Raw genomic sequence first — 15,117 nt, 5'->3', positions numbered from 1 at the left:
CGCGAGGTCGCGCCGTGACCCGACCGCCCAGCCGCCGCGACTCCACCCGCCCCCCAGCACACCGACCCACTGCCCTACAGGGCCGCGCGTCGCGGCGGCGACCACACCCACCCCGAAACCCGACATCAGGAGACCCGATCATGACTCTCAGCCTCGACCACTACACCCGCCCCGCCACCCTCCATCACCACCAGCTCGGCGACCACCGCATCACCTACCTCCCCGACGGCGTCGCCCTGCTCGAACCCCACACGTGGCTGCCGGACGCCGACGACCACATCTGGGCCGAGCACGCGCATCTGATCAACCCCGACGGCTACCTCATCGCCAGCATCGGCGCCCTGCTGATCGAACACGGCAACCGAGCCATGCTCATCGACGCCGGCTTCGGACCGCTGGCCGTCCCCACCGAGTTCGGTTTGATGCGCGGCGGGCAACTGCTCGACAGCCTCTCCGCCGCGCGCAAAACCCTGGCCGACATCGAACTCGTCGCCATCACCCACCTGCATCTCGATCACATCGGCTGGCTCTGGCAGGCCGCCCCCGACGCCGCGACCAGCCCGTTCGCCGACATCCCCGTCCTGATCGGCGACACCGAATGGCAGCACCGCCGCCTCGCCGCCGCGACCGGCGCCAGCACCGAGATGCTCGACATCTTCACCGCCCAAGTCCGCACCATCACCGACGGTGAGGAAATCTTCCCCGGCGTCCACGCCCTGGCCCTCCCAGGCCACAGCTTCGGGCACCTCGGCTACGTGATCACCTCACCCGGGCACCGGTTGCTCGTGTTCGGCGACGCGATGCAAACCCCCCTGCAAATCACCCACCCAGAACTCACCGCGGCCATCGACGACGACCCTGCCCAATCCGTCATCACCAGTCGCGCCGTCATCGACCAACTCGCCACCCCCGGCACCCTCGGCTTCGGCCTGCACTTCGCCGACGTCCAACTCGGCCGAGTCACCACAGCCCACACAGGCCAGCTGCTCTGGCAGCCCGAATAGCGCACACCCACTCGGACGCCGTCTGCCCAGTTCACCTCAACTCTCGATCGGAGACATCCCGTGCAACCCGCTACCGAAACAACTCCCGCTCACGCCATCGTGCAGGTCCGCCCCGCTAGTGCCCGCGCCGAACTGCTGGAGTTCACCCAATGGCATCACCTCGCTGGTGTGCCGCAATCACGCCCGGCCGGACGCAACCTCGTCGAGGTCGCCGACGCAGGCATCCTTTCCACCGGCCTCACCCGCAGCTACGCCGCGGAGAAGGTGAACGACCCGAGCATCCCCGGCGGCATCCCCACGCTGCTGGCCGCGCGCACGATGGCTCTGGTCGCCGTCGCCGACAACCGCCCCATCGGCGGCCTGGCAGCGGGACCGTCGTTCTTCCTCTGCGCACAACTGGCGATGCTGGGCCCCGCGACCGTCCTGCAAGCGGCGCTGGCGACGATCAAGATCCACGCCCTTGCGGTTAAGCCCGGCTGGCGCCGCTGCGGTATCGGTACCGCGCTGCTGAGCCACGCTCTCACCACCGCCTGCGATGCGGGAGCGAGCGTGGTTTACGGCCAGTTCAACACCGACGCACCAGGATTGGCCGAGTTCTACCACCGCAACGGCATGAACGTGTCCGAACCGGATGCACCGCTGCAGATGAACGCACTCATCGATCTGCCCGCCTACGTCGCGCCCCTGCCGGGGGAAACGCTGTTTCATCGGGTGGTGAACCAGTGAACGCCACACCCGAACGGCACTCTTCGCCGTCACCCGTTTGCGTCGTGCCTCCGAGCGGTGCCGAACCCGAGGACGTGCAGGTGGCTGTCATCGGTGCGGGTTTCGGCGGGATCGGTATGGGTGTGGCGTTGCGCCGCGCGGGCATAGACCGCTTCGCCATCTACGAGAAGGCCGACGACGTCGGCGGCGTCTGGCGCGACAACACCTACCCCGGCTGCAACTGCGACGTCCCGGCGCACCTGTACTCGTTTTCCTTCGCGCCCTACCGCAACGGGCAGACCCGCTACCCCGGGCAACCGCGGATTCTCGACTACCTCCGACAGGTCGTCAGCGAACACCAGCTCACCGCACATCTGCGGCTGGGCACCGCGATCAGCGAGGCAACCTACCTCGATGATCGGGGTCGCTGGCGACTCACGACCGTGTCCGGGCAGCAGATAGTGGCTGAGGTTGTGGTTTTCGCGGTCGGGCAATTGCACCGACCGAACATCCCCGACTATCCCGGGCGGGCGCAGTTCACCGGGCCGGTGTTCCACACCGCGAGATGGGATCACGACATCGACTTGTCCGGCCTGGATGTCGCGGTGATCGGCACAGGATCCAGCGCCGCCCAAATACTGCCCACCCTTGCCGCGGCCGCGCGGCATGTGGGCGTGTACCAACGGACACCGCAGTGGGTCCTGCCCAAACCCGCCACGGACTTCGGGCCGCTGGCGCGTGCCGTGCTGCGCCTGCCCGGCGCCCACCACCGCTACCGGCAGGCCCTGCATCGCGGCGCGGACGCTGTCCTCGCGCCAATCATGCGCCGCGGCTGGTCGGCACGCCCGGCCGAAACCTTTGCCCGCTGGCATCTGCACCGGCAGATTCCCGATCCGGTGCTGCGCGCGCAACTGACTCCCGACTATCCGATCGGCGGCAAACGCATCATCCTCGACAGCCACTACTACCCGGCGCTGACCCGGCCCAACGTCGAACTCATCACCGCCGCGATCACCCGGTTCACCAGCGACGGACTCGACACCGCCGACGGCAGCCACCACCGAGCCGACGCGATCATCTACGCGACCGGATTCCGGGCACCGGAATTCCTCGTACCGGTCGCTGTCCGCGGCCGGAACGGCTTGGTGCTGCACGAACACTGGTCCTCGGGTGCCTGCGCTTTCCTCGGAGTGGCGGTGCCAGGGTTCCCGAACGCGTTCCTCATCGCCGGACCGAACACCTTCAACCCGGCAGGCAGCAACCCGGTGATGAAGGAACACCAAATTGACTACATCATCCGCTGCTTGCGCTGGCGCGAAGACATCGGCGCCGAAGCGGTCGAAATCGACGCGAACGCAATGCGGCGCTATCAACGATGGCTCGACCACGCCATCGACCACACAGTGTGGCCGCTCGCCGGGCCGAGCTGGTTCAAGCATCCCACCGGACGGGTCACCAACCCGTGGCCGGCCTCAGCGAGGGCGTTCGAACAATTCACGCGCCACGCACCGGAAACGGTCTTCACCACCGTCCCACCGCAGACCCACCGCGAAAACCGAACGCGTCCCCCGATGTCCACTCGAGCAGCGTCTTAGACCCTTCAAGTAAGGAGAACACAACGATGTTCATCACAACCGAGCGTTGTACAACACTGCGTTGTTAGCGCCGATGATGTCGTGCGCGCGACGCTAGCTGCTATGAGAAGTGAGGACAGCGGCTGATGTCGCGGCTACCAGCCGTGTGGAACGGCTACCGTCAAGTCCTCCGCAGCTGCCGACCGGTTGATAGGTGACGGTGGGGTTCTTTCCGCCCGAATAAACGGCTATGCCGTTTCGGGCGTGGGTTGCAGCCACGCCCGGCACCCATCCAACGACGGCGACCACCGGCGTCACACCGAATGCCGCCTCCTAGGCAACGGCACCTGCGGCTGAGCTGCGGACCCCAATTCAGTGGCGAATCCGGCGTATCGCTGCGCCTATCACCGCGGATTACCCGCACCAATAGGAGCCAATCCATGTGCGAAGACGACAGCCCTCTCCTCCGGACCGACATCCCGCATTCGGCGCGGATCTGGAACTACTGGATGGGCGGCAAGGACTACTACGAGATCGACCGCATCGCAGGCGATGCCGGCATCGAAGTGGATCCCGACATCACCACCATGGCCGTGCAGTCCCGGCAATTCCTCATCCGCGTTGTGCGCTACCTCGCCCACGAGGCCGGAGTGCGGCAATTCCTCGACATCGGAACGGGATTGCCGACGATGCAGAACACCCACGAGATAGCCCAAGCCATCACGCCAGAGGCCCGGATCGTCTACGTCGACAACGACCCGCTGGTCCTCACCCACGCGCGGGCGCTGCTCACCTCCACCACAGCCGAGGGCGTGGTCACCTACATCGACGCCGACTACCACGATCCCGAACGGATCATCGCCGACGCCAAGCATGTTCTGAACTTCCACGAGCCGGTCGCCGTGATGTTCATGGGCGTGCTCGGCCACGCCAAAACCTACGACGAGCTGCTGCGGATCGTGCACACCATCATGGACGCCGTCGCGTCGGGCAGCTATCTGGCGCTGTGGGACGGCACCGACGACAGCCGCGCGTACGTCACCTTGTGCCAGAACTACACCGGCACCGGCGGCACACCCTATGTTCCGCGCCCGCAGGCGCAGCTGAAAGCCGTCTTCGACGGACTGCAGCTGGTCGAGCCCGGCTTCGCGTCCATCACCCAATGGCGTTGCGGCACCACCGAGGTCGGTGAAACCCGCCCGATCTCCGCCTACGGCGCGGTTGCCCGCAAACCATAGCCCTGGATAAGGAAGGCCGAATCCATGTCTCATCATTCCGAAGAAAGCAACCGCATTCTCATCGTCGGCGCGGGACCGGTCGGGTCGCTGGCCGCCACTATCCTGCGACGCTGGGGAGTTGCATGCCGCGTGATCGACAAGGCGGGCGGTCCGGCGGAGACATCGAACGCCTGTGTCGTGCATCCGCGTTCGCTGGAACTGCTCGCCCACTTGGAGATCGCTGACCGATTGGTTGCGCGGGGTCGCCGTGCTCGTCGGATGAACTATCACTTCGTGGGCACAGGCGAGGTTGCGCGACTGGACTTTACGCAACTCGACAGCAGCTATCCCTTCATGCTCAACATCAGCCAGGCCGAGACCGAGCGGATCCTGCACGAGAAGCACGCCTCACTCGGAGGCACGATCGAGTGGAATACCGAACTGCTGTCCGTCAGCACCGACAGTGCCGGTCGCGTCACCGCGCGAGTGGTGAACAAAGCCGATGGTCGCGAGGAGATCCTGCATCCCGAGCGGCTGATCGGGTGCGATGGAGTGCACAGCACCGTCCGTCGTCAGATGGGCATGCCCGTCGTCAGCGGCGAGTACTACGCCGACCAGATGAGAATGACCGACGCGCCCATATCCGGGCTCCCACTGTCTGCGGAAGACCTCGATTACCTCGTCGAGCCCGACCGAATGACGTTGTTCATACCAATGCCCGGCGACATCTACCGGCTGCTGGTCAGCGATATGAGCGAGAATCCCGGAACCGAGATCACGCAGGAGGCGTTCCAGGCGGTGCTCGACCGCTGCTTCCACGGCACGGTCACCCTCGGCCGGCCGGAATGGGCGTCGAACTTCTCGATCCGCATCGGCATCAGCGACTATCGGCGCGGCAACGTGTTCCTGGCGGGGGACGCCGCCCACCACCACTCACCTGCCGGCGCGCAAGGGATGAATCTGGGCCTGCAGGATGCCTACAACCTCGCCTGGAAGCTCGCCCTGGTCACCAGGGGAGAAGCCCCCGAGGACCTTCTTTGCACCTACGAGCCGCAGCGACGCGAGGCAGCGCAACGGACGATCCAAAGGACGAAGACGCTGCATGACCTGCTCATGGCGCACGGCACGCCGATCGCCGAGCGTCTGGCGATCATTCGGGAACCGGGATTCGTCGAGCAAGCGGTGAATGGAATATCTGGAATCGGCACTACCTATCGGCACACAGTCTCCCAAGTGCCGGGGCTCACCCCACTCGGTGGCTTGGCCGCTGGTGACCGCGCACCCGACGTTGCTCTGACATCCCGGCAACGCCTGCACGCACTGTTGCACCATCCCGGACATACGCTGCTCGTATTCCAGCGTGACGCCCACTCGGCATCCGCAGTGAAAGCATTGGAAAGCCGGGTCGCGCGGCGTTTCGGTGATCGAGTGCGGTGCACAGTGATCGCTTCGCCCGATCAGCGTGCCGCCGCGCCCGACGGTGCCATCGTCGCCGACAGCTTCGCCGCTCACAAACTGTACGGCGCCGAGGACACCGACACCCTTTGCCTGTTGTACCCCGACGGCCACATCCATGCACTGTGCGGATTGCCTGAGCAGGAGCCACTACTCAATTCCCTCGGCGCTGTCTTGACCTAGCCGCCCACATCGCGGCACACGCCGCAGTTATTCACCGCCCACAGCGGGCTCGCCCTGCCCGCGCGCAACGACGCTATGCCGCGCTTCGCGGAACCTCGACGCCTTCTGGACGGCCTGCGGGCCTGCCCCGAGTCGTGCCTGCCCACCCCTGCATCCTCTCTGGAGTTACGTCAATGACCATCCCGCCGAACCCGATGGTGCCTGACCGATGCCCCGCCGGGCACGGGACACCCTACGACACTGGCGACGGCCACCGGGTATCTCTGTACAGCCCGGAGTTCGCCGCTGACCCGCACGGCACCTACCAGTCCATGCGTCAGCGGTTCGGGCCGTTGGCGCCGGTCGAGCTGGCAGCTGGTGTCCCGGCGACACTGGTGCTCGGCTACCGCACGGCCGTGAACATCCTGCACGACCCAGCACGGTTCCCGGCCGACCCACGCAAGTGGGAGAAAACAATCCCGCAGGACTCACCGATTCGCGCGATGCTGGGGTGGCAGCCCGCCGCCCGATTCCACGACGGATCGGCGCACGACCGCTACCGGGAAGCCTCGTCGGATCCCATCGCGCAGATCGATCTGCATGGCCTACAGGACTTGGTCGAAGCGCTCGCGATCCCGCGGATCAACACCTTCTGCGGTCGCGGGAGCGCCGACCTGGCCGCCGACTACGCGTTCCCGCTCGTCTTCGATGTCCTCAACCACATGATCGGCTGTTCACCCGAGATCGGCAACGAAGTCGCGGCCGGCATGTCCGCGCGGTTCGACTCCGGCCCCGACGCCGCCGCGGGGATGGCCAGGGCCAGCGCGGCGCTGATCGAGCTGATCCGGCACAAGCGCGCCGACCCTGGCGACGACATCACCTCCCGGCTGGCGCTGCACCACGCCAATTTCACCGATCGCGAGTTGCTCGCTCAGCTGCTGAGCTTCTACGGCGCGGGCATCGAACCGATACGCAACCTCATAACCAACACCCTGCTGCTGATGCTCACCGATGGGCGATTCGGCGGCGGCCTGCTCAGCGGATCGTTGATGACCCGCGACGCCCTCGACGAGGTGCTGTTCGCCGACCCGCCGATGGCGAACTTCTGCGCCACCTACCCACGCCAACCGATCATGCTCGACCAAACCTGGGTACCCGCTGAACAGCCCGTCCTCATCGGCATCGCCGCCTGTCATCGTGACCCCGACATCGCCGGTGGTGAACTGACCGGCAACCGCTCCCATCTGGCATTCGGCGCTGGACCGCACGTCTGCCCAGCCAAGGACGTGGCCTACCTCGTCGCACACCAGGCCATCGACCAACTGCTGGACGCCCTGTCAGACATACGGCTGGCCGTACCCGCGAACGAGCTGACCTGGCGGCCCGGCCCCTTCCACCGAGCTCTCCAACAACTGCCGGTGATCTTCCCCGAAATCCCTCAACTCACCACCGGGTCCCAATCCCAGCCGGACAGCTATCGAACACGGTGTAGCGAGGCTTACGTTGTCAAATAACGCTCAGCGGCATCTCCCGACGCCGCCCGCTGGGACGAGTCTTTCCGGTCCGGGAACAAACAGTCGCGTCTCTACGAGGCGCCTGGCAGTGACCGGCGCGGCTGGTTTCATTGGTTCTCACCTCGTAGACGTTCTTTTGGAGCAGGGGCACGAGGTGGTCGCCCTGGATCGCCGTGACGATCGAAATCCCATAGTCGCAGCGAACCTAGCTCGCGCAGTGCAACATTCGGGGCTGCAACTGCACCAGCTCGACCTCGCCGACGCCGAGTTGGGTGGGCTGCTTTCGGGTGTCGACGTGGTCTTCCACTTGGCGGGCGTGCCTGGTGTTCGGGACTCATGGGGTCGGCGGTTCGACGACTACGTCCGATCGAACATCACTGCGACCCAGCGTCTGCTGAACGCGAGTGAGCAAGCTGGGGTCCGGCGGTTGGTACTTGCGTCGTCCTCGAGTGTCTACGGCGACGCCGGTCGCCCCAGTAGCGAATTCGATCCGACCACTCCGATCTCGCCGTATGGAGTGAGCAAGCTCGCGGCCGAACAGTTGTCCCTGGCACACGCGACGCGGGCGGACACAACATTGAGCGTCGTTGCATTGCGGTATTTCACGGTATTCGGGCCACGGCAGCGGCCAGGAATGGCTATCAACCAGGCACTATTGAGTTGCATCTTCGGTGTGCCGATCCCGCTGTTCGGCGACGGTAGCCAGCATCGAGAGTTCACTTATATCGATGACGTCATCGCGGCGACGTTGGCCGCCGACTCCGTCGAGGTCGACGGCCAAGTTTTCAACGTCGGAGGCGGGGTGAGTACCTCCATGCAGGAGGTTTTTGAGCTCGCCAAGGCGGTCACCGGGCGGACGGTCCCGGTTGAGCGCATGCCCGAGCAGGCCGGAGACGTCTCCTCTACCCGCGCGGATCTCCGGCGAGCTCGCGAGTTCCTCGGATATCGACCATCGGTTGAGCTGGAAGAAGGGATGCGTCGGCAGGCCAGCTGGCTCGTCGAGCTACCGGCAGCTGTACGAGATGGCCTGCTTCTCAGAAGATTCAAGGAGATCCGATGATCGATGTGACCGCCGACTCGGCAAACGAGTTGTTCGCCGCAGCCTGCCGAGCGGTGCGGCGTGACGGCACGAAGGTGAGTCCTCGGGGGATGGCAACGATGGAGGTCCTCGGAGCCCACCTGCATCTAACAAATCCACGCCGCCGACTGGTCAACCTCCCACCGACGCGAGTGATCAATCCAGCGTTCGCGGTGGCCGAAACGCTGTGGATCTTGTCAGGGTCCGACGATCCGTGGATTTTCCGCTACAACCGTAACCTGACCCGTTACACCGACGACGGACGACTGCAAGGCGCGTATGGTCCGCGAATGCGTCGCTGGCATGGACGGATCGACCAGCTGGACCAGGTACGAGCCATCCTCACCCGCGACCGCGACTCCCGCCAAGCAGTCGTCCAATTATTCGATCCCGAGCGGGACACACGCGGACACCGCGACGTGCCCTGCACGCTGAGTTACCGGTTTTTCATCCGGGACGGCCAGTTACATATGCACACCACGATGCGCAGCCAGGATCTGTGGCTGGGCTTCCCGTACGACATCTTCGCGACCACCATCTTGCAGGAACTGCTCGCCGGATGGCTGCGGGTCGAGGTCGGCGAATACCACCACTTCGTAGACTCGTTGCACCTCTACGACAACCACATCACCGCCGCGGCCGACATCCCCCTGAAGCCACCAGCGTCTGCCGCCATGCCGGCGCTGGCGGTGGCCTGGGATCGGTTCGACACTGTCCTGGGCGCCACCATCGTGGGGAACGTATCGGACACCGAGTGCCCGATATGGGCGACGTTCGCCGGTGTGATGAGCAGCTACGGGCAGTGGAGCGACGGTGCCCGCGCCGACGCCCGCGCGATTGCGCGCCAAGTGCCCGGTGAACTGGGGCGTGCCCTCGAATCCTGGTACCAGCATCTGGACGCCTCTCGTGTGCTGGCAGCCGGTGCGCCAGGAGCGATCCAGTGACCGCGCGCACGCCGACGTCAGCTCCGGGCCGGATTCTGGGATTGTGCGCGTTTACCCACGACTCGGCGGCAACACTGTTGATCGACGGTCGGCTGGCAGGATTCGTGGAGGAGGAACGCCTCACCGGTGACAAGCACACCAACGCCTATCCTGCCCGCGGCGTGAACTGGCTGCTGAAGGAAAATGGGCTCTCAGCTGCGGACATCGACGTCGTGGCCTACAACTTCCAGCCGCACCGCTATCTCACTGCTCTGCAGCAATTTCCGGGCCATCTGTTGGGACCGGACAGCCGTACACGCGCACTGCCGCGGGCTGTGAGTTTCGCGAAGGTCGCTGCCCGTACGCGGGCGCGCGTTCAGCAGATCTCGCAACGGTTTCCGTACGCACAGACTCGGCCGGTGTCACATCACCGTGCTCACGGCCTATATGCCTTCGCCTCCTCCGGTTATGACGACGCGGCGGTGCTCATCGTGGACAGCCTCGGAGAATCGCACACCACCACCATCGGCCACGCCAGCGGCCACCCGGCTCGATACCGCATCGTCGAGGCCATCGCCGACCCGGCGTCCCTCGGCTATGTCTACGGGGCGGTCACCGAACACCTCGGCTGGCGCCGTGGCGACGAGGAAGGCACCGTCATGGCGCTGGCCGCCCTCGGTGACCCGACCAGATTCGCAGGACTGTTCGCCGACGCAATGCCCCTGACTGACACCGGGTTCACTCTCGACCCGGCTCTGGTCCCGTTACGGGTGATGTCAAGCCGCTACCGGCGCCTGAGCGAAGCGTTCATCAGAATGAGCTGCCCACCCCGGAGCGGCGGCGAGCCGGTGAGCCAGGTACACCGAGATCTGGCTGCCGCTTTGCAGCAGCGCACCGAGCAGATCCTGCTGCACCTGGCCCGCCGGGCACGGACACTGACCGGGTCGCGGCTGCTGTGCGTTGGTGGTGGTGTGGCCGCCAACTGCGTCGCCGTGGCGAAGATCATCGGCAGCGGCCTGTTCGATGAAGTCCACGTTCCCCCGGCACCTGGTGACTCCGGCACCGCCATCGGCGCGGCGATAGAACTGCACACCCGACGCCAACCCACTCTGCCGACCGGCATCGATCACCGCTGCTACCTGGGTCCGACCTACCCCCAGCTGCGCATGCCGCCCACACCACGGAGCGGGACGACAGCCGAGCGCCGCGAAGACCCCGCGCGGTACCTCGCCCGGCAGCTGGCCGACGGGCGCATCGTCGGACTGTTCCACGGGCGGCTGGAAGCGGGACCGCGAGCGCTAGGCAACCGCTCGATTCTCGCCTCACCGCTGCTGCCGGATGTCGTCGACCGCCTCAACGACACAGTGAAGTTCCGCGAACCGTTCCGGCCGTTCGCGCCGGTAGTGCTGGCGTCGGCCGCCGCGCAGTACTTCACCCTCGGTCAGCCCGCACCGTTCATGTCGTTCGCATCCGGCGTCACCGAGCTGACCCGCAACAAGATCCCCGCCGTCATCCACGCCAACGACACCGCACGAGTGCAAACCGTCACCGCCGAGCAGAACCCATTTCTGGCTGCGGTGCTCACCGAATTTGCCGGACTCACAGGCATTCCGGTGCTGATCAACACTTCACTCAACGTCAAAGGCAAACCCATCTGCGGCACACCCGATATGGCGTTGGACTGCCTGCTCGGTAGCGGCCTCGACGCGTTGATGATGGAAGGCTGGTGGATCACGAAATGTTGATCGGCTACAGCTTCTGGGGCTTCCTCGGCCCTGGAATCCTCGACACTCCCGACGGCGGCCGCAGCCACCGCCGCATCCTTATCGACGGCCTCTGTCAGCGAGGGCATCAACCGGTGTTCCTGCAAGCCAACCGTGACCACCGCGAAGCTGGGCTGGACTTGTCTGACACCTATCGGTGGGACAGCGGATTCCCCGACATCGACGTGTTATTCCTGGAATGGCGCTGGCCGATCCCCGGCCGCAACACCACGACCTGCGCCAGCCCCGGCCACACCTGCGACCTGCACCGCCAACATCGGCTGCTCGCCCACTACACCCGCCGCGGTGTGCGCACCATCATCTGGGACAAAGACCGCCGTCTGCCCATCAACGATCCACTGCGCGCTCAGCACAACGTCGTGATCTGCGAGGCGGCACTGCACCCCACCCGCGGAGCGGTGTCGCTGCTGTTTCCAGTCGAGGACACCGTGCTCGACAACGCCGATGCCGCGAAGCTGTGCGCCCGGCCTCGGGATCTGGCGCTGGCCTACGTCGGCAACCAGTACGACCGCGACGACGCCTTCGACATCTACTTCGCACCGGCCGCCGCTGTCCATCCACACCTGGTCGCCGGGAAATGGACCGATACCGCAGCCTGGCCGCATGTGCGGTTCATCGGACGGGTGCCGTTCACCCAGGTCGCCACCATCTACGGTCGCGCGCTGACCACGATCTTGCTGCTTCCCGACCGTTACGGCGCGGTCGGGCAGATGACTCAGCGGATCATCGAGGCCGTCACCGCCGGATGCCTGCCACTCACACCAGCCTCGATCCGCAGCGCCAACACCTTCACCCCAACCTCGCTGCACATCGACGACGGCGCGGCCGCAGCCCAACGCATAAGTGAGTTACACGCGACGGCTGGTGGCCCGCGTCACACCGAACTGCTCGAAGATTGTCTGGACCAGCTGTCGGTATTCCGGCTCTCGAGGCAACTCGACCTGCTCGACACGGTGCTGACCAGCCGACACGCGCCCGTTGGCGGTGCCATGACCGGGCCGCCTGCCCCTGCGGCAACCGGTGGGACATAGGGTCTGCACGCATGGACAGGATCGCCATCCTCGGCTGCGGCGGCTCCGGCAAAACCTACCTCGCCAACCAGATCGCCGCCTTGCTTGAACTACCGGTGACCCACCTCGACAGCATCTATTACGACGCCGACTGGAACCCGATGCAGCCCAACGAGTTCGCCGCGCGGCAACAAGCGTTGGTCGCGCAACCACGCTGGCTGCTGGAAGGCAACTACGCGAGCACTCTGCCGATCCGGTTGCAGGCCGCCGACACCGTGATCTTCCTCGATCTACCCGCTCTCACATGTCTGCTCGGCATCCTTCAACGCCGCCTGCGCTACCGCGGCGGACAACACCCCAACGGCGTCTACGACCGCATCACCTGGAACTTCGTGCGCTACATCTGGGGATACCGCAAAACCATGCGCCCCAAAATTCACGTGTTACTCGCCGAGCACGGCGTCCACGTCCATCTGATCACCCTCCGCAGCCGCCGACACAGCGCACGGTTTCTGCGGTCCATGCACGCGGAGTATTCCGCACGGCGCTAACTCCACTCGCCAGGGAGGCGACCTGTCCATGCCCGCCACCCCCTTCACCGACCCCCACCTCCTCACCAGCCACCTCTACGGCTCGGCGACGCGACTGACCCAACGCACCAGCGCGCTGCACGCGGCGAAGGTCAGCGGCGCCGACGCCGCCGACACCATCGTCGATCTCGCTGCCCGAGCCGCCACGCTTCCCCGCGTCGTGGGCGACATCGGCTGCGGGCGCGGCACCAGCACTCTGCATCTGGCCACGGCACTGCGACCCAGGAGGCTCATCGCGCTCGACCGTTCGCAGCCGCTACTGGACATCGCCGCAAGCCGTGTCCGCGACGCCGGGCACGTCGTCATCCCGGTGGTCGCGGACTTCCACAGCCTGCCGCTGGCCGAAGAATGCCTCGACCTGGCCGTGGCCGCGTTCTGCCTCTACCACTCACCGCGCCCACAGACCGTGCTCGCCGAAATCAACCGCAGCCTCGCACCCGGCGGGCGCGCCGTCCTGGCCACCAAATCAGCCGACAGCTACGCCGAACTCGACGACGTGATCGCCAGTATCGAACTCGACCCGCACGCGACCGCACGCCCCAGCCTGTACCAGGCATTCCACAGCGGCAACGCAGCCGACATCGTTGCCGAGACCCTCCTCGTCGAGGACGTCGTGCACCAACGTCACGAATTCTGCTTCGATAGCCCCGACGCGCTGGCCTCCTACGTAGCAACCTCGCCGAAATACTCGATGTCCCAAACCTTCCGGGACACATCACGACTGGTCGCACAGCTTCGTCGGCTGCCGCACTGGCCTGTCCTGGCGACATCTACCGTCACCTACGTCTTGGCGAGAACACCATGACCGGCTCGGTCTACGTCAAGCACTATGCCGATCCGTCGCGGGCTGCCGCAGCAGCGGCCCACCACGCATGGATGCGAGACCTGGGCGCAGTACGTGTCCCGGCCTTACTCGAATCCCGCAGCCACTGCTTGGTCTTCGAGCACCTCGGCCACCACCAGCCAGGCGCCAACGACTTGATCAGACTCGCCGACGCGGTCGGCCGCACCCATCACATCGCACACCAGCGGCACTTTTTCGATGCCCGCCTCGACCGGCCCGTCCGCATGGGTGATCTGCTCATCAAAGACTTTGTGTCCTCCCGCCGCAACGTTCTCGCCCAAGCCGCTGCACCGCTGCCGCTTCGGCCGGTGGCGTTCTATAAGGACTCGAACATCCGCAACTTCCTGCTCATCGACGAGGGTGTCGCGGTCATCGACTTCGACGACCTGACCCTCGCACCGTTCGGTTACGACCTGGCCAAACTCATCGTCAGCACCGCTATGACACACGGCCGGCTCCACCCCGCCACCGTCGAGCACGCCCTGGGCTCATACAACAGCCATCTACCGTACGAGGCTCGCTGCTCACTGCCGAGTTTGCAGCGGTACGCAGAGATTCACCATCACCTCACCGCCCCATACCTGCATCGCAACGGCTACCGCCACAGTTGGGTCGATGTCCGACCGTGGCCGCCAAGGACCTCGACCCGGTAACCGCAACGCTCAACCTGACTCAACCGATTCCCGGCGACAGACCAGGCGTCCGTCTCGACCAGCTCCTCGTGGACAACAGCGGGACGGTGCCGCCCAGCGGCAATAACCAGCGACTACCCGCACCCTCGACCTGGAGGACACTCCGATGCCGTTTACGACCGAACTGCTCATCGCTCGCCACGGCGAAGCAATCTGCAACGTCCACGGAATAGTCGGCGGCGACTGTGGCTGCACCGGCCTCACCGATCACGGGCGCCGCCAAGCCCACCAGCTCGCCGCCCGCCTCGCGCGGGAACACGCAGCCCGCGCCTTCGACATCGTCTACACCACGCCACGGCGGCGGGTCCGCGAAACCGCGGCGATCGTCACCGAAGTCCTCGATGTCGCCGTGGTCATCGACGTTGAGCTGCGCGGAGCCGACCACGGCGACGCCGATGGGCAGCTGTGGCGCAGAGTGAAAGACTCCTTCGGCGGCCCACCCCAGCACGACCCCGACCACGCCTACGCCGAGAACTCCGAGACCTGGTCAAGCTACCTGCATCGCGCCACCAACGCGCTCCGTCGCATCATCGACCAGCACCCACAGCAACGCATCCTCATACTC

The 15,117-nt window shown here is 65.7% G+C and carries 14 protein-coding genes; all 14 read left to right on the top strand.

The window, feature by feature from the left end; genetic code table 11:
• Positions 1-140: 140 nt before the first annotated feature.
• On the top strand, positions 141-1,004 hold the full coding sequence (locus tag ON27_RS38795; RefSeq protein WP_051047560.1) for an MBL fold metallo-hydrolase: 864 nt from the start codon (positions 141-143) through the stop codon (positions 1,002-1,004).
• Positions 1,005-1,064: 60 nt separating this feature from the next.
• The gene (locus ON27_RS38790) at positions 1,065-1,730 is read left to right on the top strand and encodes a GNAT family N-acetyltransferase (RefSeq protein WP_157227962.1); all 666 of its coding nucleotides are present in this window, start codon (positions 1,065-1,067) and stop codon (positions 1,728-1,730) included.
• Positions 1,731-1,810: 80 nt separating this feature from the next.
• On the top strand, positions 1,811-3,304 hold the full coding sequence (locus tag ON27_RS38785) for a flavin-containing monooxygenase (protein ID WP_083888187.1): 1,494 nt from the start codon (positions 1,811-1,813) through the stop codon (positions 3,302-3,304).
• A 419-nt stretch (positions 3,305-3,723) separates the two neighbouring features.
• The gene (locus tag ON27_RS38780) at positions 3,724-4,521 is read left to right on the top strand and encodes an SAM-dependent methyltransferase (RefSeq protein WP_043739049.1); all 798 of its coding nucleotides are present in this window, start codon (positions 3,724-3,726) and stop codon (positions 4,519-4,521) included.
• 24 nt (positions 4,522-4,545) lie between these two features.
• Positions 4,546-6,138, top strand: coding sequence for an FAD-dependent monooxygenase (locus ON27_RS40685; RefSeq protein ID WP_051047559.1), 1,593 nt, complete (start codon positions 4,546-4,548; stop codon positions 6,136-6,138).
• A gap of 173 nt (positions 6,139-6,311) precedes the next feature.
• Positions 6,312-7,631 (top strand): cytochrome P450 family protein, encoded by a 1,320-nt coding sequence (locus ON27_RS38770; RefSeq protein WP_051047558.1) that lies wholly within the window; start codon positions 6,312-6,314, stop codon positions 7,629-7,631.
• A complete protein-coding gene (locus ON27_RS38765; protein WP_444543656.1) occupies positions 7,621-8,691 on the top strand; it encodes an NAD-dependent epimerase/dehydratase family protein in 1,071 nt (356 codons plus the stop codon). Before ON27_RS38770 ends, ON27_RS38765 begins: the two co-directional genes overlap by 11 nt.
• On the top strand, positions 8,688-9,653 hold the full coding sequence (locus ON27_RS38760; RefSeq protein ID WP_043739045.1) for a thymidylate synthase: 966 nt from the start codon (positions 8,688-8,690) through the stop codon (positions 9,651-9,653). The genes ON27_RS38765 and ON27_RS38760 overlap by 4 nt, the downstream gene beginning before the upstream one ends.
• On the top strand, positions 9,650-11,377 hold the full coding sequence (locus ON27_RS38755; RefSeq protein ID WP_051047556.1) for a carbamoyltransferase family protein: 1,728 nt from the start codon (positions 9,650-9,652) through the stop codon (positions 11,375-11,377). The genes ON27_RS38760 and ON27_RS38755 overlap by 4 nt, the downstream gene beginning before the upstream one ends.
• Positions 11,359-12,447, top strand: a complete 1,089-nt coding sequence (locus ON27_RS38750; protein WP_218003126.1) for a glycosyltransferase family protein — start codon at positions 11,359-11,361, stop codon at positions 12,445-12,447. Before ON27_RS38755 ends, ON27_RS38750 begins: the two co-directional genes overlap by 19 nt.
• 11 nt (positions 12,448-12,458) lie before the next feature.
• Positions 12,459-12,977: a P-loop NTPase family protein gene (locus tag ON27_RS38745; protein ID WP_043739042.1), complete on the top strand. Its 519-nt coding sequence runs from the start codon at positions 12,459-12,461 to the stop codon at positions 12,975-12,977.
• Between the two features lie 28 nt (positions 12,978-13,005).
• Positions 13,006-13,821: a class I SAM-dependent methyltransferase gene (locus tag ON27_RS38740; protein WP_051047554.1), complete on the top strand. Its 816-nt coding sequence runs from the start codon at positions 13,006-13,008 to the stop codon at positions 13,819-13,821.
• Positions 13,818-14,513 carry a phosphotransferase gene (locus ON27_RS40980; RefSeq protein ID WP_043739038.1) on the top strand — a complete coding sequence of 232 codons (696 nt, stop codon included), beginning with the start codon at positions 13,818-13,820 and terminating at the stop codon, positions 14,511-14,513. The genes ON27_RS38740 and ON27_RS40980 overlap by 4 nt, the downstream gene beginning before the upstream one ends.
• A gap of 145 nt (positions 14,514-14,658) precedes the next feature.
• The coding region (locus ON27_RS38730; RefSeq protein ID WP_043739156.1) for a histidine phosphatase family protein at positions 14,659-15,117 on the top strand (459 nt) is incomplete at its 3' end.

This window comes from Nocardia asiatica NBRC 100129 (assembly GCF_000308415.1).
Taxonomy (GTDB): domain Bacteria; phylum Actinomycetota; class Actinomycetes; order Mycobacteriales; family Mycobacteriaceae; genus Nocardia; species Nocardia asiatica.
This window is presented reverse-complemented; position numbering and strand designations above follow the sequence as displayed.